Origin of the sequence: Bradyrhizobium sp. LTSPM299, from assembly GCF_000938235.1 — a bacterium.
In the GTDB taxonomy this organism is placed as follows: Bacteria; Pseudomonadota; Alphaproteobacteria; order Rhizobiales; family Xanthobacteraceae; genus Bradyrhizobium.
Genome location: NZ_JYMU01000030.1, coordinates 1 through 24,265, shown reverse-complemented (window position 1 = coordinate 24,265; position 24,265 = coordinate 1). Strand labels below are relative to the sequence as shown.

Sequence of the window (24,265 nt, the reverse complement as noted above, 5' to 3'; positions counted from 1 at the left end):
CGCTCTCGCTCGGTTGTCCGACAGTTCACCGTATATCAGTTGACCTGTCGTCAACCTGTCGCAGCGACGTCGCCGCAAAACAATCCGATCGAATCCGGGATCAGGAAGGTGTGGTTAGCGCTCAGCTTCGGTATCACAGCGATGGCCGCACCAACGCGCGCTCGACGATCGAGTCGATCGCAAGTTGGACGAATGTCCTGAGAACTTCGTCTTTGCTGTTGTGCGTGCCGTGAAATCCAAATTCTTGGATCTCTATCTATCCTGCAATGCGCGGCGCCATTCCTTCAAAAAGCTGGCCCGCTTCGATTGATCGAGATAGGTAAGCAATTCTGGCCCAATATGGACCGGCCTTACTGCATCAGCGCGGTCCGCCGGTATGACGCCATCCGCGCCCAGATCAAGCCGAACAGGGCCGACCGATCGCGCCAGAAGGAATTTCTGGCCGCGTTCCGAGAGCAGATAATCGAGAAACAGCTTTGCAGATTCCGGATGCCGCGCCGCCACGGGGATGAACGCGATCCGCGACATCAAGGTGATGTAGTCGGCCGGGAAGACGATGCCGATCGAAGCATCTTCCTTGGCCCGCTCGATCGCATAGGACCCGATCATGTTGTAGGCGATCAGATGTTCGCCGGATGAAATTCGATCAAGGATCGTTCCCGTAGTCGAATAGAGCTTGATGCCAGCGTCGCCAAACGCGCGAACCATATCCCACGTCGCCCTGGTGATCCGGGCATCGCGTGTAATGAACAGGAAGCCCGTTCCGCTCCGCTCGGGATCGTAAGATGCAATCTTTCCTCGATAAGTGTCCGGCTTCTGGCTCAGAAGATTTTTCAGCTCCGCGCGGGTTTGCGGTACATCCGACTCTGCAACGAGGTTCTTGTTGTAAACGATGACAATCGGCTCCGCGGTAATCGCGTAAGCTTCGTCCTTCCAGGTCGCCCAGTCCGGGATATGTGCAATTTCTTTCGACTCATACGGTTGGGCATAGCCGTCATTGACGAGCTTGACCTGCAAATCCATCGCCGAACTCCAGATGACGTCACCAGATGCTTCCCTGGAGGACGAGGGATCCACGATGTGATTATAAATATCGTTCGAATTTATCTTGGAATAGACCGTCTCGATACCGGGATAACGTGCCCGAAAATCAGCCAACAAGTCGACCACCTCCGAATCTTCAGTGGTCGAAACGATATTGAGCTGCTCCCTGGCTTCGACAGCAGCGGGCACCTGCTCCCTGGGAGGGGCAACCTCCTGCACCTGCTGGGCCAAGGTCGGCACAGCCAGCAGGATTCCAACGCACAGGGCCAAGGCGTTCGCAGCCCTCATCGTAACGTTTCCCCATCCATGAGCCGCTTCGCGGGCTTCAGGTTATCCGGGCCGTAATCGTCGCGCTCCTACCCTCGTGTCGTTCCCCCAAGGGTCACGCTCATCCGAATGGCCAGCGGTGAATACGGTCCGGCCTCAACTAGAACTTTCACTGTCGTGCTTGGCAAGAGGAAAGCTCACCGAAACCAGAAGGCCCCGCCCCTCTGCGCCGGGTGAAAGCACGATTTGAGCGCCGAGGCGGTCTGACAGCGCTTTCACGATCGCCAGTCCAAGACCACTACCGTCAGGTCCGTTCGTCATGGGGATTCGATAAAAGCGCTCGAAGACGCGCGACAAGTGGGCCGCAGGAATTCCAGGGCCGGTATCCTCGACCTCGACGCGCGCGACCGCCGGGTCAACAACCGTGCGAACCAGCACCATGCCGCCAGCCCGGTTATAGCGGATGGCATTATCGATGAGGTTTGCCAGCAATTCACCGATGAGGACGCTGTTTCCCGGAATCAGGGCCGGTGATTCAAATCGATCGAACTGGACGTCGATATCCCGCGCGAAAGCCTGTGGCGCACGTTCCGACAGGACATTGAAGGCGATCCCGTTCAGATCGACGTTCTCGACCGCCGGCTGGGCAATGCTTTGCTCATCGGCCCGGGCCAGCGTCACGAGTTGCCTGAGCAGCCTTTCAAGGCGGTTGATCGCGTTATCGACTTCGCCAAGGGCAGATTGGCCCGCCGGTGTGTCCGAGCCCAGGCGCCGCACGAGATCGAGATGCGTCCGCAATATCGCCAGGGGCGTTCGCATCTGATGCGACGCATCGGCCGTGAATCGGCGGATCAGTTCGATCGCGAGATCCAGCCGTTGCAGCAGGGAGTTCACCGCGATCGCCGGCGCCAGGGCTTCTTGCGGCACACGAGACAGATCGAGCGGACTGAGATTTGGCCCGCCCTGAATGCCACGCGCGTCGATTTCCTGCTTCAGTTCGCCCAGCGGCCGCAGGCCTCGCTCGACTGCATACCAGCCGAGCAGAGCAACCAAGCCAATCAATCCGGCCTCGAGAACCGCAAGGCCCGCAAGCATTTCGCGCTCGACGGCACGGCGGGCCTGAACGGTCTCGGCGACAGCGACCAGGACCGGACCCGGCCTGCCATAGACCTGCCGCGCCTGCGCGCCAATGCGAACCGGCTTACCCCTGTATTCGCCGTCGCGATGCCCAGTCTCGCCGGCCTTCAAATGATCGAATCCGGACAGTGGAAGGTCCTTGTATCCGGTGACCAATTCGCCGAGGTAAGTCACGCTGTAAAAGATGCTATCGTGAGACTGGCTCTCCAGCATTCCGAGCGCGACCTGGGGCAAGTCAACGGTCAGCTCACCGTCTTCCACGCCGACGCGTTCGGCGATGGCGAGAACCGATCCGTCGAGCAGGCGATCATGGGTTGTCTCGACAACCCTGTGGATCAACACCATGCCGCCGATGCCAAGCACAACGGCGAGAACGATGGCGGGCGCCACCAAATTCGTCAGGAGAGTTCGTCTCAACGACGGCCGCCAGGTGGCGATCACTAGACCTCCAATAAATAGCCTAGACCACGAACCGTCCGAATCCGCGGCCCATCGGGTCCAAGTTTTTGCCTGACACGGCCAACATAGAGCTCCGCGGTGTTCGGCGCCACAGGCTCGTCGAAGCCAAACACCTCCGCAATCAGCCTTTCCTTCGACACGAGTTTTCCGGCGCGGGTCATCAGCACGACAAGCACGGCAAATTCACGCCGCCGTAACTCCAGGGGCCGTCCGCCCAGGGTAATCGTGCCCGCGGCGCGGTCGAGCGCCAGAGAACCACAGATCAAGGTCGGATTAGGCAGCCCCTGCCCTCTTCTCACGAGGGCACGGACACGGGCATCGAATTCAGAGATGTCAAAAGGCTTGGAGAGATAATCGTCCGCGCCGAGATCGAGCCCGCTGACTTTGTCGTCGACCGAATAGCGGGCCGTCAAAATCATGACTGGAACTATTGATCCGGCTTGCCGAATCTTGTGCAGGACGTCGAAGCCCGACAGATTTGGCAGGTTGATGTCCAGAACGATTAGGCTGTAAGGCTCGAGCAGCGCAGTCTGGACCGCCGAAGCGCCGTCGGATTCGATATCGACCGCAAACCCGGACAGCTTGAGCCGTTCGGCCAGGCCCCGCGCCAGGGCGGCATCGTCTTCAACGATCAGAATTCTCACTGAATAGCCTTCGCTTGGTCGCCGCCCCCAGCCGTAAGCGGTAGCCTTTTCCGAAGTTTTCGGACGAGCAGCGCGCTCTGTCAATCTTGGGCTTACTGCATCGGAAGATGCAGCGCACCATCCCGTCGGCGCTACGCTCGAACGACCGTGCGAAGTTTGCGATTAAGACACTGCTTACGGGTGGGATTGAACAGCACACCAAGCCTCCTTAGACCCGGCTTCAATTGCTGGAGCATCCTCAACTGTTGGGATATGCCATCCGGCAGATAGCTGTGCACCCCAACCAAATTTCCGGTCCCGTGCTCGAGCGTCGTCGTCAGCCCCTCTTTGATGGGGCTGTCCTGGACTGAAATGCACAAAACCGGCACAGTTGATGTCGCTTTCTGCGCCGCTGCACATCCGGGAGAGCTGGACACGACTAGATAACCGACCTTTTCCGCCAAGACCTGCGCGATCAGTTCGGGCATGAGACTCATGTTGCCTTCGGCCGTCCGGGAGACGACGGCCATCGTGCTACCGTCCTTGTAGCCCGCATCCGACAGCCCATCGAAAAGGCTTGATTGGTCACCGCCATCTTCGGGCAACCTCCCGCACCGGCCACGAACCCGACGCGCAGCACGGTTTGCGTTTGCGCGAAGGCGCCTTCTAGCAAAAGCACGCCCGCGACTGCTCTCACGATGGCCAAGAGAAGCCTCATGATACATTCCATCTAAGGGGTTACTTGCGCTTGGTCCGCTTCGCTCCGATCAACACGAAGATCAGGGTGGCGGGCTTGGTCCCAGGATTCCGCCATGCATGTCGTGTGCCGTTTTGCACAACGACGTCGCCCGGTTTGAGCGCTACCGTCTTCCCGTCGTCGAGTTCGAGCGAGATCTCTCCCTCAATCAGGACGCCATAATCTACGCTGTCGGTCGTGTGCATGCCCGGGCTATCCGGCTCGAAGCGCTCCGCGAGTCCCGGTATGCGGGACATGTATTCCGCGCCGGCAGCCGCAGGATCGAAGTCTGCCGACATCATCACCGAATCGGGCGGAAAGGTCACCTTCATCAACCGCGTTTCTCCGACGTCGGGTAGCACGCTCTTGTGCCCATCCGCGGCGTTGCGGCCATCCCATGGAATGGATGGATCGGTCGCGGTGCCCCACACCAACGTGGTGTCGAACCCCGGCACCGATTTAAAGGGCATTGCGGGTATGGGTTGGTCCAATCCAACCGAGGATTTCCCGTCCTGATGAGTCGTAACAATCAGGCGCGACATTTGACCTCTCCTGCCTATTCGTGGACGATTACGACGTTGCTGAAGCCGCCGGTCCTGCGATCGACCGCTTCGAGCGCTTTGGAGATATCTCGCAGCGGATATCGTTCGTGCTCGAAGACCGAGAGATCCAAGGTTCCGGCCGCCGCCATCTCGACCATGTCCTGGCCTTCCGCGACATCGAACCAGAGCGAGCCGATGACGCTGATCTGGAAGCACATCAGCCTAAACATCTCCAACGGAAGCGGCTCCGCCATGCCGCCGATGTCAACCATCCGCCCCCCTCGTCTCAGCGCGTTGATGCCGGCGAGCGATGTGGAGCTGGGAGCGCCTGGTCCCACCGCGTCGATGAAGATGTCGGCTCCCAAACCGTCCGTGCGCTCGCGCACCCATTCATCCAGCGGCCGGTCGCCGGCCGAAATTACGTGAATCCGCGAGGGAGCGATTGCACGCAGGCGCTCGAGCAGCTTTTTGTCGCGAGCGACGCCGAAGATCTTGGTAACACCCATCCCCAGCGCGAGGATGACCGCCCCCAGGGCCGAGGGTGCCGGTCGCGCCGCTGACGATGACGCTCGTTCCAGCGCGAGCGCCCGCCTTGCGCAGTGCGGAATAAGCGGTACCTAGATAACCGAGGCGGGCGGCCGTCTCGTAGGAAAGCGATGGGGGAAGCTTCACCAGAGACGTGGCCGGCGCCGTCATGTACTCGGCAAAGCCGGCGTAAGGGTAGTCGACGAAGACCTGGCTCGAGTGCGGGCCGAAGCCAAAATAGCCGAGGAACGTTTAGGCGTCGCAGTTGATCGGCTGCCCGCAGCGGCAGGCGTGGCAGGAACCGCATGAGGTGCCCGGATTGACGTAGACCCGGTCGCCCGTCTTGATGGACTTGACTTGGTTTCCGACCTCGACGACCTCCCCGGAGGCATCCAGACCGTAGATGGCCGGCAACGGCGGCAGCGGCAGGAACGGAAACCACTCCGCGTAGTGCGCCATCACGTTCTTCATGTTCGGGATGATCCCGCACGCCTTCACCTTGACCAGAACATCGTTGGGGCGCGGTTTGGGAACGGCGATCTCGTCTATTGAGAAAGTGGTGCCGACTTGATGCAGCCGCACGGCTTTCATTGTGTCCATGTGGTCTCCCTCCCTGATGGTCTCTGGCGATGGCTAGAATGCAATGCGGCGTCGCCGCTCCGACCGATAAGGTCGTGGCTTGGATCGCCGGTTCATGTCGCGAAATTCGGGTGCGCCATCGGCAGTGCCGATAGCTTCGCCCGTCAACCTGTTTCAGTTCTGCTGTTGGTCATCGTTTCCTCCGAGCGCTCTGCGGCGTCTTTTTCTTCTTATTCCGACTATCGAATGACCCGATCCGGGTCACAACACATTCATGTAAACTGTTCGCCAGGCGAACATGACGAAAGGCTTGTTAGTAAGTCGCCCGTCCACCCGAGAGGTCGAATACGGCGCCCGTGCTGAACGAGCACTCGTCGCTGGCGAGCCAACAGACGAGCGAAGCCGCCTCTTCGATCGTGCCGAATCTCCCGAGCGGAATTTTCGACAGCATGAACTCGATGTGCTGCGCCGTCATTTGATCGAATAGGGGCGTCTTGATCGCCGCCGGCGTAATGCAGTTGACACGTATGCCGGTCGTCGCCGTCTCCTTGCCGAGAGATTTGGTCAGCGAGATCACGGCCGCCTTGGACGCGCTGTAGGCCGACGCATTCGGGTTGCCTTCCTTGCCCGCCACAGAGGCGACGTTGACGATGCGACCGTAGCCGCCCTTCTCCATCGCGCGCACAGCGGCTCGGTTGCAGTAAAAGGCGCCGTTGACGTTGACGTCGAAGACCTTCCGCCAATCGCTGCCCGAATGATCCTTCACGGCTCCGTTTGGCCCCGTGATGCCGGCGCTTGCGACCAGAATGTCGAGCCGTCCGCCCAGCGCCTCAAGGCTCCGCCCCATGGCCGCGTCGACGGCGTCTTCTGCCGCGATGTCGACTGCCTGCGTATTCGCGGCCCCAGCCTCACCCGCCGCGGTGGCGAGGGCTGGGGCGTTCAAGTCCCACATGCAGACGCGGGTACCTTCGGCCACCAGGCGACGCGCGACCTCGCGACCGATGCCGGAGGCTGCGCCGGTCACGATTGCCGTTCGTCCTTTGAACCTTCCGCTATAGACGGTCACGCCCGCGTCCCCGCAGCAGGCGAAAATTCGCGGGTTTGCTGGCGCTGCGCTCCGAGCCCCTCGATCCCGAGAGTCATGACATCGCCCGGATTGAGAAACAGCGCGGTGGGCTTCTTGCCCATGCCGACACCAGGCGGCGTCCCGGTCGCGATGATATCGCCGGGCATGAGTGTCATGAAGTGGCTGACATAGCTGACGATCTCGGCGCAATCGAAGATCATCGTCCGCGTGTTGCCCTGCTGCATGCGTTGTCCGTTGACGTCGAGCCAGAGGTCGAGTGCCTGCGGGTCGGAGACCTCGTCCGTAGTCACCAACCACGGTCCGACCGGGCCGAAGCTGTCGCAGCCCTTCCCTTTGTCCCACGTGCCGCCGCGTTCCATCTGGTACTCGCGCTCGCTGACGTCGTTCACGACGCAATAGCCGGCGACATGGGCGAGAGCATCGGCGCGCTCGACATAGGATGCCCGCGTGCCGATCACGATCCCCAGCTCGACTTCCCAATCCGACTTCTTCGAACCCTTCGGCAAGACGACGACGTCGTTAGGCCCGCTGAGCGAGGTGATCGCCTTCATGAAGACGATTGGCTCGGACGGCAGCGGAAGATTGGCCTCCGCGGCATGATCGGCGTAGTTGAGCCCTATTGCGATGAACTTTCCGACACCGGTGACCGGCACGCCAAGCCGCGGCTCGCCGGTGACGAGCGGCAATTCGGATGGAGTGATGGCTGCGATCTTCTGCAGCGTCGAACGAGACAGGTTGGCTGGCGTGATGTCCGCGACGACATCCGATAGGTCGCGCAGCCTTCCCTGATCGTCGAGGAGTCCCGGCTTTTCGGCGCCTGGGTTGCCAAAGCGGACGAGCTTCATCTGGTGTTCCTTTGGTGCGGGGTGTTTACGCGAATCGCGCCGAAACGGTCCCGAGCCCGGCGATGTTGGCCTCGAATGCGTCGCCCGGATTCACGGGCACCATCGGCCCCAGCGCTCCGGAGAGAACAACGTCGCCGGCGCGCAGCGGCCGCTTGCGACCGGCCAGCTCGCCGGCGAGCCAGGCCATCGCGTTGAGCGGGTTGCCGAGGCAGGCGGCGCCCATCCCCTTGGAGACCACTTCGTCCTTCCTCGTCATCTGCATCTGGAGAGAGCGGAGGTCCAAGCCATCCAGCCGCCGGACGGGTCCTCCAAGAACGAAGAGCCCCGACGAGGCATTGTCGGCGACGGTAACGACGATTCCGATATCCCACTTGATGATACGGCTGCCGACGATCTCGAGGGCGGGCATCGCATAGGCCACTGCCCGCACAACGTCGGCCACGGTCGGCGTTTCGACCTCGATGTCGTGGTCGAGAAGGAAGGCTACTTCCGCCTCGATCTTCGGCTGCAGGACGCGCCCCGCGGCGACAGGCTCGTCTTCTCCCACGATCATGTCAGCGAAGAGTACGCCGAAGTCCGGGCGATCGACGCCGAGCTGCTTCTGGACCGCACGGGAGGTCAATCCGATCTTGCTTCCGACGACGCGCCGCCCCTCCTTTTCCCAGTGCGCAGTGTTCTCCTGCTGGATGGCATAGGCCGCATCGACATCGAGCTCTGCAAGTTGCGTCCGGATGGGCGCGATCGGGCCGCCCACGTAAGCTGCGCGGATCTGGGCGGCGAGCTCGCCGTGCTTGGTTTGCTGGTTCATCTGAAAGATCCTTACTTGCCTGTCCGGAGGAATTCGATGTGGAGGCGATTGAACTGCTCCGCATCTTCGAACTGGGGCCAGTGGCCGCAGCGGTTCATGACGACGAATTTCGAGCCCGGAATCATGTCCGCGATCTGCTTGCCTTCCTCGGGCGTGGCGGTCGGATCATGCGAGGTCCAGACGACCATGGTCGGAGCCTTGATCGATCGGTACTGGTCGGCGGTAATCATGTTCGGTCGGCGGATTTCCATGTCCTGCAGACACATGATCTGCTTCATCGTGTCGGCGAATCCCGACTGCGCGTAGATTGCACGACGGGTCTCGATGAGATCGTCGGAGACCATGCTCTTGTCGCACATCAGGAATTCGAGGCGCGTCTTGATCCGCTCCCATGAGGGATCGGAAGCGGCCTCGTTTGAGAGCTTCTTCAGTCTTTCCATCACCTGCGGGTGCGCGGTCCAGCCGCCGGCGGTGTTGAGGACCAATTTCTCCACCACGGCGGGACGATGTACGGCGAGATAGGTCGCCACCCAACCGCCCAGCGATTCCCCGCTGATCATCGCCTTGTCCCTGCCGAGGGCCTTCAGGACGGCGAGCACGTGGTCGGCGTAGTCCTTGACCTGGTAGTCGATCGCGGGCTTGTCGGTCCAACCGTGTCCCAACATGTCGATGGCGACGAACCAGAAGCTATCGGCATGAGGGCCGAAATTCCTCGAATATGCCTCTGCATGGCCGCCGACACCGTGCAGCGCCAGGACGAGTGGCTTGGACGGGTCGCCCGACTCGATGCAGCGGGTCCGGATTCCAGTGGCGTCAATGTAGTGCTGCTTGAAGGAAACGCCTCGCAGGTCGGCCCAGACGCTGGAAAAGTTCTCTGGTCTTGTGTCGCTCATGATTCGATCTCTTTGGCTTGAGTGTCAGGTGAAGAGCGGGGTGCCGCTGGGCTTCGATGGCTGCTGTGGCTTCTCGCGCGGGATCGCCGAAAGGTCCGAAACATCGAGGACCGTCCGTATCGCAGCGCTCAGCCGGTCCAGGGCTTCTCCGGTATCGGAAGTCCCCTCCATGTCGCGCCAGGCGACCACACCATCGGGGCGGACAAGAAGAACTCCGGCTTCCTCGATCTCGCGAATGCGCTGCCACTCGCAATACAGGTCCTGCGCTTCGGGTGAGCCCGTCACGACAATCCGGAGAAACGGCAGGTCAAGGCGCAGTGCCGCTTCCTTCCATGCGATGCCGGCGAGGCCCGTCACGACGGTAAAGAGGCCCTTACCCGTTAGGTCGAGCGTCGATACCCGCACGCCGTCACGCTCGACGAGCCATGCATGAGGGATCTTGGCACCCGGGCGCGACGTCGGCTGATTGTAGAGGCCGCGATCTCGCCGCCATTTCTCAGGCTCGGCACCGAAGTCCGGAATCACGGCAGATGATTCGTAGCGCTGGTTCATCTCGGTGCCTTGGGCGTTGTATTCCGTCTGTTTGAGATCGAGTGCGGCCTGCGCCGCCTTCCGAGCCGCGACACCATCCGGACCCGGATCGCGGAAACGCGCGATGCCGGCGGCGACCGGATTCTCGGCGCCCGGCACGCGGAAGCACGCGTTCAGCGGGGCATAGTCGAGCCGGGACTGGTTCGCGCGCAGCACGATCTGCTTTCCGACGGGCGCCCGCTCCTGCGAATAACTTTCCAGAAGCTTCGGACCGGCCCAACCCTTCACGGCGTAGGCGAGCTTCCAACCGAGGTTGTGGCCGTCCTGGACGCAAGTGTTGTTGCCGAGCCCGCTCGATGGTGGATGCCGGTGGACCGCGTCGCCGCCGCAGAGCACCTGGCCCTTCGAATACTGGGTCACGTAGGCCTGGTTCACATACCAGATCGACGTTCTCAAGATGTCGATCTCGACCGAAGGATCGCCGATCAGCACCTTGATCTTCGGAATGATCGCTTCCGGCGATAAGTCCGGTTCACCCTTGCTGATGTCGAAGCCCCACCCGGCGATCCATTGCGTCCACGGATGCACGGCCCGCAGCAGCCCCATGCCGATCTCACCGAAACTCGCATCCGGCGTCACGATCCAGTTCAGGATGCTCGGCCGATGTTTGCTGTACCTGGAGAGATCGGCATTGAAGACGGTGTAGACGGTCCCGGCCCGTGCCATCTGACCTTCGATCGGCAGGCCAAGATGGTCCACCACCATCGACCGCACGCCGTCCGCGCCGACCATATAGCGCGCGCGGACGGTGTACTCTCGCCCGTCAAGGCGATCACGCAGCGTAGCTGTCACGCCGTCCGCGTCCTGCTCATGACGGACGTACTCGGTGTTGAACGCAAAGGTCGCGCCCTTCTCGGCCGCCTTCAGGAACAGGATGGGCTCGAGCAGCGGTTGGATGATGTCGACCATGCCGCACGGGCTCGCGCGCAGATAGTCGCCGCGCCGATCGTCGCCGGTTCCCCACGTCCGCATCCGGATCAACTCGGAGCCGGCCAGGCTTGTCGCGAAGGTCGTGTCGCCCATCAGCTCCCACGGGCTCGCGTACCTGGCCACGTCGTCCGCGATCCCAAGGTCGCGGAAGACCTCGTTGGCACGCTGGTTCGTGATGTGGGCCCGCGGGCTGTCGGCCATCCAATTGCCGCGCGACACGATGTGACTTCGAACGCCGCAGTTCGCGAGCGCCAGCGCGGTCGTCGAACCTGTCGGGCCGGCGCCGATGATGAGCACGTCTGTTTCGTATGCCATTTGCCTGCTCCGCGATGCTTCCGCATTCGCGCGGGGTTTCGTGATCAGTGAGTGCCGTCGGCCTGTTTGGCCGCCATCATCGCCATGCCGGCGATCCAGCCCGGAATGGCTTCGTAGAATTCCTGCTCCATCTTGAAGTGGCCGCCGGTTGAGAAGGCGCCGAAGGCAGCGACCCATGCGAGGACTTCATTGGCACCGCGTCCCGCAACTTCGCGGACCTTGCCGGTGTCGAGCGCGTCGGCACGCCAGATCTGACCGCTGCGCAGGATCCCCATGAACTCCGCGTCCCAATCCGGATTGAGCGGCTGGCAGGGCCCCTCTCCCGCCTCTGCGAGAACGCCCGCCTCGAATACCCGCTTCTCGCGGGCTTCCTTGGCTTCCGCGGTCGGATTTCGCCCATTGATCAGCCGCTCCCGGATCTCCGGCGGCGCGTCCTTGATCGATGGCAGCGGCGGATCGTGCGAGAGTCCGCCCGACGCGGCAAACAAGACCCGCTTGCCGGAACGTGCCGCGAACCGCCCTACCGATTCACCAAGTTGCCGGGCGCGGCGGTAGGTCGGAACGGGCGGCGCAGCGGCGTTGACGAAGATCGGCAGGATCGGGATCGACTTGAAGTCCCCGAGCATCGCCTCCCACAACTGGACGAAGCCGTGATCGACCGGCATGCGATACGACACGGCCACGTCGAAGTCCTCGGCCCTCACGTGGTCGAGGAGCTCGAGCGCCGTGTTCTCCGGAACATCCAGCGGTCCCGTCCCGCCTCCCCAGTCGCCCAGGGAGACTGCGCCGGCCCCGACGCAGAACGATGGCATCAGATCGTAGAAGAAGCCGTTGAAGTGATCGGGTGCGAACTGGACGATGTAGTCCGGTGCGAACTCCTTCACGAAATTCCCGAGCCGTCCGAACGCGGTTCGTACGCGTTGCTCGGTTTCGTTGCTGGCCGGCCCCTTGTACATCAGGGGAGTATGGGAAGCGCAGACGATGGCCACTGACATAATTGGATTCCTTCGAACGCGGAGTTGGGTTTCGATCGATTACCGCCGGTTACTTCTTCACCAACGGACACGGGCTCTCGGAAAGAGGCCGGTTCACGGACTCGCCGGGCAACGTCTGGATCACGTTATAGAGATCCCAAGCACCCTTGTTCTCGCCGGGTTTCTTGACCTGAAGCAGGTACATGTCGTGGATCATCTTGCGGTCGGCACGGATGTAGCCGTCGGCCGCGAAGAAGTCGTGCACGCGCTCCTTCTCCATCTGCTTCATGACTGCCGGGGCGTCGTCGGTACCCGTTGCCTTGACCGCCTTCAGGTAGTGCGCGACGGAGGAGTAGACGCCCGCGTGGAATCCGGTCGGCATGATCTTGGCTTTTGCAAAGAAGCGTTCGGCCCAAGCGCGCGTTTCGGGCGTCCTGTCCCAGTAAAACGGCGACACTTCGTAGGCGTCGTGAGCGATCTTTTGCCCTACCGCGTAGACGTCCGTCAGGACCGACTGAAGCGGAACGATCTTGGCTGTGGAGCTCAGACCGAATTCATCCGCCTGCTTCATCGCGGTCACCGTATCGCCGCTCGACGCTGCGATGGCGATCACGTTGGCCCCGCCATTGGATGCGGTCAGAAGGAATGACGCAAAGTCGGACGTGTTCGGCGGAAAAACGGAGTTGCCGACCACCTGGCCGCCGTTGAGCTTGACTTGCTCCGACGTATCGCGCGTCAGGGCATTGCCATATGCCTGATCCACCGTCAGAAAATACCACTTCGTTCCGCCGGCCTCGATCACGGACTTGGCGGCGCCTTTCGCGAGGTTGTAGGTATCGACGGTCCACTGAACCGTAAGCGGCGAGCAAGCCTTGCCGTTGAAGTCCGAGGAGGTCGAACCGGACAGCAACAGGATCTTGCTTTTCTGCGCCGCCATGTTCTGTACTGCGAAGCCAATCGGCGATCCCTGCATGTCGGCGACCACGTCCACGCCTTCGACGTCGAACCAGCGTCCGGCTATCTGCGATCCGACATCGGGCTTGCCCTGATGGTCGGCCGAGATCACCTCGACGTTAAGGCCGGCGCCGAAGTCGGCGACGGCCATTTCAGCCGCGATCACCGAGCCCTTGCCGTTTGCCATGGCCGTGGGCCCAGCAATGTCGGTCAGGACACCCACCTTGACTTTGCCCCCGCTGAGACTCGGGGGGCCGCCGGCGGTCTGCGCGGAGGCCGGCGCCGCGAGGGCCAAGCACACGGCCGCGGACAAATAAAGGTCTGAATGAACCATCGTTTCCTCCCGTCGCCGCTGTTTGAGCGTGCCGGGATGGATTGCCGCCGATTGAACTATGATTCCATCTGAGTCTGTGAAATGTTCGCAGTGCGAACACGCCGGAGGGATCATGCACCGCAGCGTAAGGGCACTTTCCCGCGGGTTGGCGCTGATCAACGAACTCAACGCGAGCGGGCCCTCAAACGTCGTACAGATCGCGAAGCGGACGGGGCTGAACCGGACGACCTGCTATCGCCTGCTCGATACGCTGTGCGAAGACGGCTACGTGACCTTTGATGAAACGAACGCCTTGTTCGGTTTAACGCCCCAGGTGCGCACCTTGAGCGAAGGGGTGTCATCGCGCGATCTGTCGAGCCAGGCTGCCCTTCCCGCGATGTTCAGCCTGCTGGACGACGTGTCTTGGCCAAGCGACTTTGGAGTCTTCGAACTTGGTTCGGTGCTTATCCGCGAGAGTACGCATCCGTTCAGCCCATTCTCGGTTCATCGCTCGATGGTCGGCCGAAGGAGGTCACTGGTCCGCAGCGCGCTTGGGAAAGCTATCTTGGCCGCGTCGGCGCCGGCGCTGCGGCGCGAGATGCTCGAATTAGCCGCTTCACTCGTCGAAGAGGATGCAGGGTTGGCTAAGGACCGTCGCTTCATCGATGACATACTCTTTCAAACGAAAAAGGACGGTTACGCTTCATCGGTCGGCGGATCAGAGGCTGGCATTAGTGCTATCGCGCTGGCAATCCCGGGAGGCGGTCCAGTGCTCGGCAGTCTCAACCTGATCTTCTTCTCGTCGTCAATGACGCCCGAGGTGGCCGCGCGAAAGTATCTGCCAAGTATGAAGGTGGCAGTGAAGGATATCGAGCGTCGGTGGTCAGCCGCGAACAAGGCGCGCGGAAAGGTCGCTTGATCGACAGCCATCGAACCTCTGCTCGATACCAGGGCGGCCTGGAATTATAGCTGAATGGACAATCAATCGCAGTGAGGCGGAAGCTCGAGTTCAGCACCGCACAGGATTTCGAGGCTTGTTTTTTGTCAGCTGTGTATCTGGAGTTCATGATCATGACGGATACGACCTCCTTAGTTTTGAAACGGATCGTGACGAGAAGAAGAATGCGCCGATCGACTACCGAGGCTGGAGCGGGGGCGCGCTATGGCGAGTTTACATCACCCAAGGCAGGGATGGTCAGCCGACCGCAATAGAGAAAAGAATATTTGGGGTGGCCTTTGATCAATCCGAACTTGTTGGAGGCAAACGCACCATCACGTGTCATGGCCCGAAGAGCGTCTATCTAAGTCTATTAGACGAGATAGCGCGCAAGTGGCCATCCACCTAAATTGGCTCGGCTCACACGCGTTGGTGGTTTGATACTGAGAATGCCTCCGATATTGAGTTCGGGTTGCGATCAAACTGGCGGTTGTTCACGCCAGACGTCGAGCGGCTTTAGCTTTGCACGTTATGTTCTTCAACGCGAAATCCGTCCTCCGACCCCACGTTCCGCAGCTACGGTTTGCGCGGTGACTACGGGTGGCATCTCGGAACTAATCGCAACAGCCGTTGTCGCGCGACATCAAATGCATTGCTGTCACTTCGAGCGAGCGGATATGATGGCGAAGTCAGTGGGGCGGAGAGAGTGTCAGTCAATCCCCCTTGAAAGATCAAGAATATTCGACCTTTCCAGACCAGAACCCACGATTTGAGGAACAGCCTGTAGAGCCTGCGCGCCTTCCGGAGGGTGCCGTGCCGGGTCGCCGCGGCTCCCACCAAAAATATCGAAAACAACCCCATGCAAAGTAGCCGGCGGCCGTCGCAACCGACGGTTTGGACCGAATACTTGACACGTCGGGCAACTCAGCGGCACAATTTCATCATTACCAAATCCGCTAAACGACCACGGGCACGCAACGGATGCTGTCCGCTGTAGCGTCAAGCGAAAGCTGGTTCAGGACTTATCCGGGGAATCCCACACAGATGCAGTTTGATGACGTTATCCTCGGTCGCCGGAGTATCCGCGGTTACAAATCTGATCCAGTACCCAAGGCGCTGATTGCGGAAATCATTGGTTTGGCGATGCGCGCTCCGTCGTCGATGAACACCCAGCCCTGGAATTTCTACGTCATATCAGGCGAACCGCTGGATCGGATCCGCGCCGGCAACACCGAGCGGATGATGGCCGGCATTCCGCAGTCGCGCGAATTCCGCACGGGTCAGGCCTTTGCGGGCCAGCACCGCGACAGGCAGGTCGGCGTCGCCAAGCAATTGTTCTCCGCGATGGGGATCGAGCGCGACAACAAGGACAAGCGTCAGGACTGGGTGATGCGCGGCTTTCGTCAATTCGACGCGCCGGTATGCGTGATCATTACCTATGACAAGGTGCTGGACGGCAGCGACGACACGCCCTTCGATTGCGGCGCTGTGGCGACCGCTCTGGTCAATGCCGCCTGGTCCCGCGGGCTGGGCGCCGTGATCAACAGCCAGGGCATCATGCAATCCCCCGTGGTACGCGAGCACGCGGGAATAGCCGACGATCAGGTCATCATGAAAAGCATCGCGCTGGGTTGGCCGGATGAAACCTTTCCGGCAAATGCGGTCGTGTCGGAGCGAAAGTCTGTCGAAGAAGCTACGGTGTTCGTCGGGTTCGATAACTAGGCGCGTGCACGCGCAAAGGATGAAATGCGCGATGGGACCAGAAGCGGACACTGCCGCGTGCTGCCGTTAAAACGTCTGGTCAACCTGCTGCATCTGCGTTTCGTTCATGCGGCCCCCGTGCACGGTGATTTTGGATAACGCGGTCTCCATCGCTTCCACATCAGCAGGCGATAATTTGACATCGACTGCACCTAGGTTCTCGCTTAGGTGATCTTGGTTGCGCGTACCAGGAATCGGAACAATCCACGGCTTCTGCGCGAGCACCCAAGCTAGTCCGATTTGCGCGGGCGTAGCATTCTTCTCTTCTGCGAGACTTTTCAGCAAATCAATGATCGGCTTGTTGGCTACTAGGTTTTCAGAATAGAAGCGATCGAACCCCGTTCGGAGGTCCGTTTTCGATTCAAACCTCGTGCGCACATCAATCTTGCCGGTCAGATAACCCAGTCCAACCGGGCCCCATGGCACAAAGCCGATTTCGAGCTCCTCGCAAGCTTCAAGTACGCCGTTCCGTTCCGCACTTCTTTCCATGAGCGAATATTCGCTCTGAACTGCTGCGATCGGCAAGACAGCATGGGCGCGGCGAATTGTTCGCGGGCTGGCCTCAGAGAGGCCCATGTGCAGAACCTTTCCCTGCTTCACGAGGTCGTTGACCACACCAGCAACGTCTTCGATCGGCACGGAAGGATCGACCCGGTGCTGGTAATAGAGATCAATACGATCCGTTCTCAGGCGCTTGAGCGAGTCCTCAACCACCTTCCTGATGTGATAAGGTCGGCTATTCAGTCCTATTGTTCCATCAATCGCGAAACCAAACTTGCTGGCGATGATAACTTTGTCGCGGAACGGCGCGAGCGCTTCGCCGACAAGCGCTTCGTTCGTATGCGGTCCATATACCTCGTCTGTATCGAAGAACGTGACGCCTTTATCAAACGCGGCGCGAATGGTTCGAATGCCCTGGGGCATGTCTGCGGAAGGCCCGTAGTTGGCGCTGATGCTCATGCAACCAGCTCCAATTTCCGAGACTTCCAAGTTTCCGAGCTTCCGTTTTTTCATCCGGGTTTGTCCTCTTTTCCCCACCGATTTACTTAGGTAGCCGTGTGTGGCTCTCAGACCGATTCAGACAAAGCCGTCTGTCGACTTGGACAGGTCCTCGTATGCTCGCAGTTCCTCAATGCGAGCTTCAAGCGCCGGTTTGACCACCGCTAGCGCGTCGCTGCCGGCCACGAATTGCTTTGGTGGATTATCCATCCTGGCGATCTTCACAAGGATGTTGCCGAGCTTGGCGGGATCGCCCTGCTGGGTGCCGTGATAGCCTGACCACATGGCTTCGGCTTTGCCTTCCGCAGTGTAGTCCTCGATGGTGCTGTCGGCGTATCTAGCGTTGTGCGCATCCAGCAGGTTCGTCCGGAAGAAGCCGGGTTCGACCGTCGTGATCCTGATGCCGAACGGCTCAACCTCCTGGGCCACGGATGCGGACAGGCCGTCGACGGCGAACTTCGCGGCGCTGTAGGCCCCGCAATGCTTGAAGCCGACGATCCCTGCGAGCGAGCTGACGTTGATGATCTGCCCCGACCGCTGCTTGCGGATCACCGGAAGGACCGCACGCATCATACATTACGCCGTAGAAGTTGGTCGCGATCAGTTGCTCGATTTCGGCGGTGCTCAACTCCGCGAAATTGCCGAGCAGGCTATAGCCCGCATTGTTGACGAGCACATCGATGCGTCCAAATGCCTTGATAGCCGCGTCAACTGCCGGCCTCGCCTGCGTCTCACTTGCGACATTCAATTGGACGAATGCAAGATTGTCGCCTGCGACATCGCGCAGCGCATTGCGCAGCTTGTCGGGATTGCGACCGGTTGCGACGACGCGGTCGCCCGCCTTCAATGCCGCCCTGGCCGTTGCAGCGCCGATACCACTGCCGGCACCGGTGATGAACCAGATCTTGCTCATGCTTAATTCCTGTGTTCGATGTTGAAAGGTAGCCGGCGCCGCCGATTGCCGGTCAGCCGCTAATTTGCAGGGACCGCGCCGATTTGCTGAAGCAATCCGAGCAGATCGGGTTGACCCGTTTCTTCGACGATCTGCCCGCCCGAAAGACGATAAATATTCAGCGCCTGGACCGCGATTTTCCTCCCCGTCGACGGGGTGCCAAAGAAGTTGCCGAGGTGAGTGCCTCGCATGGTGAAGCGAGCAGCCACCTTGTCATCCTCGGCGACCATCTCTTCGATCGTCCATTGAATATCCGGGAAACCTCCCCGCATCATCTGGATGATTGCAAGATAGCCAGTTGGGCCCCGCATCGGCTCGCTGCGTCCCGGCACGTGGAAGGTCGCATCCGGTGAAATGAGTTCTGCGGCCAGCGTTTCACTGGCTGTGTTGATGAACTCCGTGAAACGAATCATTATTTGCTTGCTTGCTTCTGGTGTCATGACGTCGCCTCTTCATTCACTGTGTGATGATGTGTGTCGTCGCAAAATCCACCGAACTAGTCGCCACCCGTTCAGGCAAGTTTGAAAGGCAGCTGGCGCAGCGGTTTGCCGGTCAGCCGGGCGATGGCATTGGCGAATGCTGGTGCGAGCGGCGGCAGACCGGGTTCACCCATACCCGTGGGTGGATCGGCGCTGGGCACGATGTGGACAGCAAACTCGGGCATGTCGGTGATTCGCACGACGGTGTAGTCGTCAAAGTTGCTCTGTTCGACGACGCCGTCTTTCAGCGTGATGGCCGACCCCGGCAGGCACATCGACAGACCCGTGACTGCGGCACCCTGCACCTGCGCCTCCACTGTGCGCGGGTTCACTGCCAGATTGCAATGAACTCCGGCCGTCACGCGGTGCAGCACCGGCCGCCCGTCTTTCATCGAGGCTTCCACCACATAGCCCACCACGGAATCGAAGGATTCGTGCACGGCCACGCCCCAAGCGCGGCCTTCTGGCAAGGGCGTCTTGCCGTAGCCGCTCTTGTCGACCGCCAATTGCAGCGCGTCGCTGTGGCGGGGATGCTTGTCGCCGAACAGCTGCATGCGGTAGGCGACCGGATCCTGCTGGGTCGCGCGGGCGATCTCGTCGAGCAGGGTCTCCATCACGAAGGCAGTATGGGTGGAGCCCACACTGCGCCACCACAGCACCGGCACGTTGAGCTTGGGATGATGCACGGTCAGGCGCATCGGCAGGGGATAGGGATCGCGCATGCCTTCGGTTGCTGTATCGTCGATGCCGTTCTTCACCTGGAACTGCTCGAACACGGAACCCGTGGTGATGGATTGGCCGACAATGACGTGGTCCCAGGCCAGAACGTTGCCGTGGTCGTCGAAGCCGATGCGCGCGCGATGCAGGTGCATGGGACGGTAAAAGCCGCCGCGCATGTCGTCCTCGCGGCTCCACAGCGTGCGCACCGGTGCGGTCAGTCCCGCGGCGCGTGCGGCCTTGGCGATTTCGCACGCCTCCACCGCGACATCGCTCGTGCTCGAGAAGCGCCGGCCAAAGCCGCCGCCGGCCATCTGCACGTTCACCGTCACCTTCTCGGGCTTGAGGCCCAGTATGCGCGCCGCTGCGGCTGCGTCCAATCCGGCGCACTGGCTGCCCATCCACAGCTCGGCGTGCTGCTCGCTGAGTGCGACGGTGCAGTTCAACGGCTCCATGGCTGCGTGGGCGAGATAGGGGAACACGAATTCGGCTTCCAGTTGCCGCGGGGCCTTGGCCAGCGGCGCCATGTCAGCGTCGAGCTTGCGCGGGCCGGAGCGGCCGGCCAGCTCGCGGTACTGGGCCAGCTGCCGTTCGCTGTCGACCTTCTCTACCTTCGCGGTGTCCCACGTCAGCTTCAGGGCGTCGCGGCCCTGCGTGGCCTGCCAATATCCGTCCGCCACTACCGCGACGCCTTCGGCGCCGCCATCCAGCAGCACGCGCAGCACGTCCTTCACGCCCATGACGGCGCGCGCGGCGCTGTCGTCCATCGCGGCAAGGCGCGCCCCGAACACCGGTGGACGCGCCACGACAGCGGTCAACTGATCGGGCAGGCGAATATCGATGCCGAAATCCTGCCGCCCGCTGCACTTGGCCGGCGCATCGAGACGCGATGTGGGGCGGCCGATGATGCGGAAATGCTTCGGATCCTTCAGCCCAACTGTCTCAGGAACCGGCTGCGCCATGGCGGCCTCGGCCAGTTCGCCGTAACCAAGCCTGCCGCCTCCGGGACCGAGCACGGTACCGGCCTGCGTGCGTAGGGTGGCCACGTCCACCTTCCAGCGCGCCGCGGCGGCGCGGAGCAGCATGGCCCGTGCGCGTGCGCCGAGTTCGCGATACTGCGAAAAGCTGTTCTTGATCGAATGTGAGCCGCCGGTGAGATGAATGCCGAACAGTGGATCGGCGTAGGCCGGATCGTTGGTGCCGTGCCGGCTGCGTACCAGGCTCCAGTCGGCGTCGAGTTCCTCCGCCAGAATCATTGGCAATGCGGTGTGCACGCCCTGTCCAAATTCAAGCCGGTTGATGGTCACAGTGACCTCGCCGTTGCCGGCGATTTGAACGAACGCTGACGGCTGTTGCGTCGGCTTGAGGGCGCTGGCGGCCTTGCCGCCAGCGGCTGTGTCGCCCATCGCGATGTGAGGAAAGGCGCCGAGCGCCAGCCCGGTAGCTCCGGCCAGTTTCAGGAAGCTGCGGCGCGGCAGTGTTCTCGTCGCGGTCTGGTCCCGTTCCAGCATGTGCTTAAGCGCGCGCGGCAATTCGCTGTAGTCGATGTTGGGCAACATAGCGGCTCCTTCAGGCCAGCGTACGGGCGGCATCAGCCACGGCGGCGCGGATGCGGACGTAAGTGCCGCAGCGACAGATATTGCCGGCCATGGCCGCGTCGATGTTGTCGGCGGTGGGTTGCTGGCCAGGGGGAAGCGACTTGAGCAAGGCGATGGCGCTCATGATCTGGCCACTCTGGCAGTAGCCGCACTGCGCCACGTCGTGCTTGACCCAGGCCGCATGCACGGCCGCACCGACGCGGTCAGCACCATCTGTCGCGGCTTCGATCGTGGTGAGCTTCTTGCCCTCGGCATCGGATATGGGCGTGATGCAGGAGCGGACGGCCTCGCCATCGAGATGCACCGTGCAGGCGCCGCACTGCGCCGCGCCGCAGCCGAACTTCGTGCCTGTCAGCCCGATGACATCGCGCAGCGCCCAAAGCAAGGGCATCGCGGGATCAGCGTCGATCGTGACGTCCCGGTTATTCACGGTAAGCTTCATGACTCTGATCCTTGCGGGTGGCTGGCCTTGAGGCGGCGCCAAGCGTTCTTCGCGGTCGGAACTGCCGAATCGGCACCGTCCCGAAACTTCAGGGCGCTGACAACCAGATAACCCTGGTTGTCGATTTCGATTAGCCGCTATAATTCGCTTAAGCTTATGTATCTGGTGCATAAATGAAGCGAAACGATCTGTACGACCTCGCCGCTTTTGCGGTCGTTGCCGAGCATGGCAGCTTTACCCGGGCGGCGGCGGAGCTCGGCATGTCACAATCAGCGTTGAGCCATGCCATGAAGGCGCTGGAGGAGCGGCTCGGAGTGCGGCTGCTGTCGCGGACCACGCGCTCGGTGTCGACGACCGAAGCAGGCGACACGCTGTTGCACTCGCTGCGTCCCGCACTGGACGAAATCACCACGGGTGTAAACGCGGTGGGCGCTCTGCGAGGCCAGCCATCCGGTACGGTCCGCCTCACGGCAACTAAACACGCCGTCTCGTCCGTCGTGATGCCCGTCCTGCCACGTTTCCTCGCGTCCCATCCCGATATCCGGGTGGACGTGATCATCGATGACAACCTGACCGACATCGTCGCGGAACGGATCGATGCCGGCATCCGTTTCGGCGACATCGTCCAGAAGGACATGATCGCAGTCCGGATCGGTCCGGACATCCGAATGGCCGTGGTCGGCGCGCCGTCGTATTTCGCCGATCACCCGCAGCCCAGGACCCCCCGCGATCTCGCCGCTCACCGCTGCATCAACTACCGGCTCATCAGATCAGGCGGGCTCTATGCCTGGGACTTCGAGGAGAAGGGGCGCCCCTTTGAGGTTCGCGTCGACGGCCCCCTTGTGTTCAACAACGCAGACTTGATCCGCGAGGCAGTCCTGGCGGGCCAAGGCGTCGCGTATGTCTACGAGGATGAGGTGGTGGCTGATATCAAGGCCGGACGTCTCAAGCGGATTCTGGAAAAGTGGTGCCCGACCTTCCCTGGCTACTATCTCTATCACCCCAGTCGGAGGCAGACGCCTCCTGCATTGGCCGCACTTATTGGCGCGCTCTGCTACAAACCAAAAACGTGAGCCGATATTTCCGTGACCGTACGCGGGAATTGAACTGATCGCTGCCGAACGCTAACCGAGCACATTGATCCGAGCCCGTTTCGTTTGAGCGAGAGAGATCCAAACTGCTCGACCAATTAAGGCCTCTTTTTCCCGGAGAATGCCGTACCGTACCAATTCGCGAGGTACTAAGATTCGGAGAAAAATCCATTCTCCAGGCGCTTCCAGGGCTCAAACTGACCGGTGGCGGTTTTCTCCCTGCGTCAAAAACGCAAGAAAATGGCCGGATTTTTGAACCCTTCTCCATTTCGAGGTACGAAATAGCCGGCCCGAGCGGCGGAGAGAGTGTCAGTCAATCCCCATAGAAAGATGATGCATTGTCGACCTTCCGGGGCCAAAACCCACCATTCGAGCTACGGGTCATTTACGGCGGCATTGCTTTACCAACCCGCCAACAGTGGAAATTCTCCTCCTTGCCGGTGCGCTCTGATCAGCGCTTGTTGAGTTTTCGTACGACCTCGGCCGGGTCGAAACCAATGATCCGTCCTAACTCGATCAGTTCGACCACGTCGATTCGACGCTGGCCAGATTCCAAATGGGTTACCCAGGACTGGTAAACTCCCAGCTTTTCGGCCAAGTCGACCTGACGCAAGCCAGCCTCCTTTCTCAACTCAACCAGCATGGCCGCGAGCTTCTTTTGAAGCGGTGAGGTGACCGTTTTGGGCATCCAGCCTCCCGGAGGGGGTCAGAGACTTAGAACTACTTTTCAGATACCGATAAAATCGGTATTTGTACCCCACGTACAAGCAAGCGGCGTTCGGACATTTGTTCACCCGACCATGAGCTAGCGCGAAACATCGGCCACCCCTGGATGAATCAACGACATCCTTGGAACACTAAGAAGGTGAGAAAGCTGAGACAGCAATGAGCAATACGACCGAGGTAGATGGAGTAAACGATAGCGATTGGTATTTCACCGACCGCTGTGCTTTGACGACCAACCCTGAATGCGTGGGTATTCAATGAGGACCCCTATGCGGAAACCGCCGCTCGACCCCGCTATCGCGGACAGCGCTCCAGCCGACCCGACGCTCACAGTCTATGATGAGCGGCACTTGATCACGTATCTGCGTCTACTCGATGCCGACGCCGATGGGGCCGACTGGCGCGAGGTCACGCAGCTCGTGTTAGGCATCGACCCTACTAGAGAGCCAGACCGCGCGCGCCACGCGTTCGACAGCCATTTGGCGCGTGCCAAATGGATGACCGAGCACGGATATCGAGAGTTGCTGCGTGGCGGTGCCTCCAACTAGGCAAACGGGTATACGCCAATTAGGCCTTAGCCGGTCAAGACCCCAAACCTTGAAACGGTGGCCGGGAGCGCGCCAGGCGTTACCGGGTGACGCCGGAACGGCATGCTTATCCTTGACCATAGAGGCTAGCCCCGCTCACAGCTCCGGTCCTCGCGACCGTGCGAATGACCAGTCGACCCCGCCGCCTGGCGTGGCGATGCCCGAGATGTGCTGCCCGATGCGCTTGTCGAGGACGGGCTGCCACGGCACCATGCTGAAGCCAAGGCCGCCGTCTCCACTAAGGCTCTCGATCATCGCAAACCGGCCGGCGGACAGTTGAGTTGAGCCGACAAGCTGCCCGCTGATGCCGTTACCGGGAACCGCGGGCCGCCATTGTAATCCGCGCTCAGTGGC

Annotated in this window: 25 protein-coding genes and 1 pseudogene; 5 read left to right on the top strand and 21 right to left on the bottom strand. The window is 61.1% G+C overall.

Features of this window, described 5'->3' with window-relative positions:
- Window positions 1-252 precede the first annotated feature (252 nt).
- From UP10_RS17415 to UP10_RS17355, 14 genes are all read right to left on the bottom strand, one after another.
- Window positions 253-1,332, bottom strand: a complete 1,080-nt coding sequence (locus UP10_RS17415; RefSeq protein ID WP_044588549.1) for an ABC transporter substrate-binding protein — start codon at window positions 1,330-1,332, stop codon at window positions 253-255.
- 135 nt (window positions 1,333-1,467) lie between these two features.
- The gene (locus UP10_RS17410; protein WP_044588548.1) at window positions 1,468-2,889 is read right to left on the bottom strand and encodes a sensor histidine kinase; all 1,422 of its coding nucleotides are present in this window, start codon (window positions 2,887-2,889) and stop codon (window positions 1,468-1,470) included.
- Complete coding sequence (locus tag UP10_RS17405) at window positions 2,889-3,551, bottom strand: response regulator transcription factor (protein ID WP_044588547.1); 663 nt, start codon at window positions 3,549-3,551, stop codon at window positions 2,889-2,891. The genes UP10_RS17410 and UP10_RS17405 overlap by 1 nt, the downstream gene beginning before the upstream one ends.
- A 131-nt stretch (window positions 3,552-3,682) precedes the next feature.
- A complete protein-coding gene (locus UP10_RS17400) occupies window positions 3,683-4,135 on the bottom strand; it encodes an ABC transporter substrate binding protein (protein WP_044588546.1) in 453 nt (150 codons plus the stop codon).
- 133 nt (window positions 4,136-4,268) lie between these two features.
- Entirely contained in the window at window positions 4,269-4,808 is a 540-nt protein-coding gene (locus UP10_RS17395) for a cupin domain-containing protein (protein WP_044588545.1), read from the bottom strand.
- Between the two features lie 14 nt (window positions 4,809-4,822).
- Window positions 4,823-5,314, bottom strand: coding sequence for a zinc-binding dehydrogenase (locus UP10_RS45845; protein ID WP_245321773.1), 492 nt, complete (start codon window positions 5,312-5,314; stop codon window positions 4,823-4,825).
- 271 nt (window positions 5,315-5,585) lie between these two features.
- Window positions 5,586-5,933, bottom strand: coding sequence for an alcohol dehydrogenase catalytic domain-containing protein (locus tag UP10_RS45840; protein WP_245321772.1), 348 nt, complete (start codon window positions 5,931-5,933; stop codon window positions 5,586-5,588).
- A 292-nt stretch (window positions 5,934-6,225) separates the two neighbouring features.
- Entirely contained in the window at window positions 6,226-6,978 is a 753-nt protein-coding gene (locus UP10_RS17385) for an SDR family NAD(P)-dependent oxidoreductase (protein WP_044588544.1), read from the bottom strand.
- Window positions 6,975-7,844: a fumarylacetoacetate hydrolase family protein gene (locus UP10_RS17380; RefSeq protein WP_044588543.1), complete on the bottom strand. Its 870-nt coding sequence runs from the start codon at window positions 7,842-7,844 to the stop codon at window positions 6,975-6,977. Before UP10_RS17380 ends, UP10_RS17385 begins: the two co-directional genes overlap by 4 nt.
- Before the next feature lie 25 nt (window positions 7,845-7,869).
- Window positions 7,870-8,652 (bottom strand): 2-keto-4-pentenoate hydratase, encoded by a 783-nt coding sequence (locus UP10_RS17375; RefSeq protein ID WP_044588542.1) that lies wholly within the window; start codon window positions 8,650-8,652, stop codon window positions 7,870-7,872.
- A gap of 11 nt (window positions 8,653-8,663) precedes the next feature.
- On the bottom strand, window positions 8,664-9,545 hold the full coding sequence (locus UP10_RS17370) for an alpha/beta fold hydrolase (protein ID WP_044588541.1): 882 nt from the start codon (window positions 9,543-9,545) through the stop codon (window positions 8,664-8,666).
- Window positions 9,546-9,569: 24 nt separating this feature from the next.
- A complete protein-coding gene (locus UP10_RS17365) occupies window positions 9,570-11,363 on the bottom strand; it encodes an FAD-dependent monooxygenase (RefSeq protein WP_245321771.1) in 1,794 nt (597 codons plus the stop codon).
- Window positions 11,364-11,425: 62 nt separating this feature from the next.
- Complete coding sequence (locus tag UP10_RS17360) at window positions 11,426-12,376, bottom strand: 3-carboxyethylcatechol 2,3-dioxygenase (RefSeq protein ID WP_044588539.1); 951 nt, start codon at window positions 12,374-12,376, stop codon at window positions 11,426-11,428.
- A 49-nt stretch (window positions 12,377-12,425) separates the two neighbouring features.
- Entirely contained in the window at window positions 12,426-13,643 is a 1,218-nt protein-coding gene (locus tag UP10_RS17355; protein WP_044588538.1) for an ABC transporter substrate-binding protein, read from the bottom strand.
- 112 nt (window positions 13,644-13,755) lie between these two features.
- Between UP10_RS17355 and UP10_RS17350 the strand changes: the two genes are divergently transcribed.
- From UP10_RS17350 to UP10_RS17345, 3 genes are all read left to right on the top strand, one after another.
- Window positions 13,756-14,541 carry a helix-turn-helix domain-containing protein gene (locus tag UP10_RS17350; RefSeq protein WP_044588571.1) on the top strand — a complete coding sequence of 262 codons (786 nt, stop codon included), beginning with the start codon at window positions 13,756-13,758 and terminating at the stop codon, window positions 14,539-14,541.
- 115 nt (window positions 14,542-14,656) lie between these two features.
- Window positions 14,657-14,968, top strand: coding sequence for a hypothetical protein (locus UP10_RS44335; protein WP_156180075.1), 312 nt, complete (start codon window positions 14,657-14,659; stop codon window positions 14,966-14,968).
- Window positions 14,969-15,603: 635 nt separating this feature from the next.
- A complete protein-coding gene (locus UP10_RS17345) occupies window positions 15,604-16,281 on the top strand; it encodes a nitroreductase (protein WP_044588537.1) in 678 nt (225 codons plus the stop codon).
- Between the two features lie 66 nt (window positions 16,282-16,347).
- Here the strand turns inward: UP10_RS17345 and UP10_RS17340 are convergent, their stop codons facing one another.
- The 5 genes and pseudogenes from UP10_RS17340 to UP10_RS17320 form a co-directional block, all read right to left on the bottom strand.
- Window positions 16,348-17,334, bottom strand: coding sequence for an aldo/keto reductase (locus UP10_RS17340; RefSeq protein ID WP_044588536.1), 987 nt, complete (start codon window positions 17,332-17,334; stop codon window positions 16,348-16,350).
- A 325-nt stretch (window positions 17,335-17,659) separates the two neighbouring features.
- Window positions 17,660-18,232: pseudogene (locus UP10_RS17335) on the bottom strand (SDR family oxidoreductase); the annotation flags it as partial.
- A gap of 59 nt (window positions 18,233-18,291) precedes the next feature.
- The gene (locus tag UP10_RS17330; RefSeq protein ID WP_044588535.1) at window positions 18,292-18,711 is read right to left on the bottom strand and encodes an ester cyclase; all 420 of its coding nucleotides are present in this window, start codon (window positions 18,709-18,711) and stop codon (window positions 18,292-18,294) included.
- Window positions 18,712-18,782: 71 nt separating this feature from the next.
- Entirely contained in the window at window positions 18,783-21,026 is a 2,244-nt protein-coding gene (locus UP10_RS17325) for a xanthine dehydrogenase family protein molybdopterin-binding subunit (RefSeq protein ID WP_044588534.1), read from the bottom strand.
- Between the two features lie 10 nt (window positions 21,027-21,036).
- The gene (locus UP10_RS17320) at window positions 21,037-21,507 is read right to left on the bottom strand and encodes a (2Fe-2S)-binding protein (protein ID WP_044588533.1); all 471 of its coding nucleotides are present in this window, start codon (window positions 21,505-21,507) and stop codon (window positions 21,037-21,039) included.
- A gap of 173 nt (window positions 21,508-21,680) precedes the next feature.
- Here UP10_RS17320 and UP10_RS17315 point away from each other — a divergent pair, with 173 nt between their 5' ends.
- Window positions 21,681-22,580 carry a LysR family transcriptional regulator gene (locus UP10_RS17315; protein ID WP_044588532.1) on the top strand — a complete coding sequence of 300 codons (900 nt, stop codon included), beginning with the start codon at window positions 21,681-21,683 and terminating at the stop codon, window positions 22,578-22,580.
- A gap of 469 nt (window positions 22,581-23,049) precedes the next feature.
- On the opposite strand, the gene UP10_RS17310 is transcribed toward UP10_RS17315, so the two are convergent.
- Entirely contained in the window at window positions 23,050-23,286 is a 237-nt protein-coding gene (locus UP10_RS17310; protein ID WP_044588531.1) for a helix-turn-helix domain-containing protein, read from the bottom strand.
- 307 nt (window positions 23,287-23,593) lie between these two features.
- On the opposite strand from UP10_RS17310, the gene UP10_RS17305 reads away from it, so the two are divergent.
- A complete protein-coding gene (locus tag UP10_RS17305) occupies window positions 23,594-23,872 on the top strand; it encodes a DNA -binding domain-containing protein (RefSeq protein ID WP_044588570.1) in 279 nt (92 codons plus the stop codon).
- A gap of 135 nt (window positions 23,873-24,007) precedes the next feature.
- Here the strand turns inward: UP10_RS17305 and UP10_RS17300 are convergent.
- The coding region (locus tag UP10_RS17300; protein WP_044588530.1) for a DUF3363 domain-containing protein at window positions 24,008-24,265 on the bottom strand (258 nt) is incomplete at its 5' end.

Excerpts from the sequence above, each read along its gene's own strand:
- UP10_RS17415 (WP_044588549.1), bottom strand. The coding sequence starts at position 1,332 with ATGAGGGCTGCGAACGCCTTGGCCCTGTGCGTTGGAATCCTGCTGGCT.
- UP10_RS17395 (WP_044588545.1), bottom strand. The coding sequence starts at position 4,808 with ATGTCGCGCCTGATTGTTACGACTCATCAGGACGGGAAATCCTCGGTT.
- UP10_RS45845 (WP_245321773.1), bottom strand. The coding sequence starts at position 5,314 with ATGGGTGTTACCAAGATCTTCGGCGTCGCTCGCGACAAAAAGCTGCTC.
- UP10_RS45840 (WP_245321772.1), bottom strand. The coding sequence starts at position 5,933 with ATGGACACAATGAAAGCCGTGCGGCTGCATCAAGTCGGCACCACTTTC.
- UP10_RS17380 (WP_044588543.1), bottom strand. The coding sequence starts at position 7,844 with ATGAAGCTCGTCCGCTTTGGCAACCCAGGCGCCGAAAAGCCGGGACTC.
- UP10_RS17375 (WP_044588542.1), bottom strand. The coding sequence starts at position 8,652 with ATGAACCAGCAAACCAAGCACGGCGAGCTCGCCGCCCAGATCCGCGCA.
- UP10_RS17370 (WP_044588541.1), bottom strand. The coding sequence starts at position 9,545 with ATGAGCGACACAAGACCAGAGAACTTTTCCAGCGTCTGGGCCGACCTG.
- UP10_RS17360 (WP_044588539.1), bottom strand. The coding sequence starts at position 12,376 with ATGTCAGTGGCCATCGTCTGCGCTTCCCATACTCCCCTGATGTACAAG.
- UP10_RS17355 (WP_044588538.1), bottom strand. The coding sequence starts at position 13,643 with ATGGTTCATTCAGACCTTTATTTGTCCGCGGCCGTGTGCTTGGCCCTC.
- UP10_RS17350 (WP_044588571.1), top strand. The coding sequence starts at position 13,756 with ATGCACCGCAGCGTAAGGGCACTTTCCCGCGGGTTGGCGCTGATCAAC.
- UP10_RS17345 (WP_044588537.1), top strand. The coding sequence starts at position 15,604 with ATGCAGTTTGATGACGTTATCCTCGGTCGCCGGAGTATCCGCGGTTAC.
- UP10_RS17340 (WP_044588536.1), bottom strand. The coding sequence starts at position 17,334 with ATGAAAAAACGGAAGCTCGGAAACTTGGAAGTCTCGGAAATTGGAGCT.
- UP10_RS17330 (WP_044588535.1), bottom strand. The coding sequence starts at position 18,711 with ATGACACCAGAAGCAAGCAAGCAAATAATGATTCGTTTCACGGAGTTC.
- UP10_RS17325 (WP_044588534.1), bottom strand. The coding sequence starts at position 21,026 with ATGTTGCCCAACATCGACTACAGCGAATTGCCGCGCGCGCTTAAGCAC.
- UP10_RS17320 (WP_044588533.1), bottom strand. The coding sequence starts at position 21,507 with ATGAAGCTTACCGTGAATAACCGGGACGTCACGATCGACGCTGATCCC.
- UP10_RS17315 (WP_044588532.1), top strand. The coding sequence starts at position 21,681 with ATGAAGCGAAACGATCTGTACGACCTCGCCGCTTTTGCGGTCGTTGCC.
- UP10_RS17310 (WP_044588531.1), bottom strand. The coding sequence starts at position 23,286 with ATGCCCAAAACGGTCACCTCACCGCTTCAAAAGAAGCTCGCGGCCATG.
- UP10_RS17305 (WP_044588570.1), top strand. The coding sequence starts at position 23,594 with ATGCGGAAACCGCCGCTCGACCCCGCTATCGCGGACAGCGCTCCAGCC.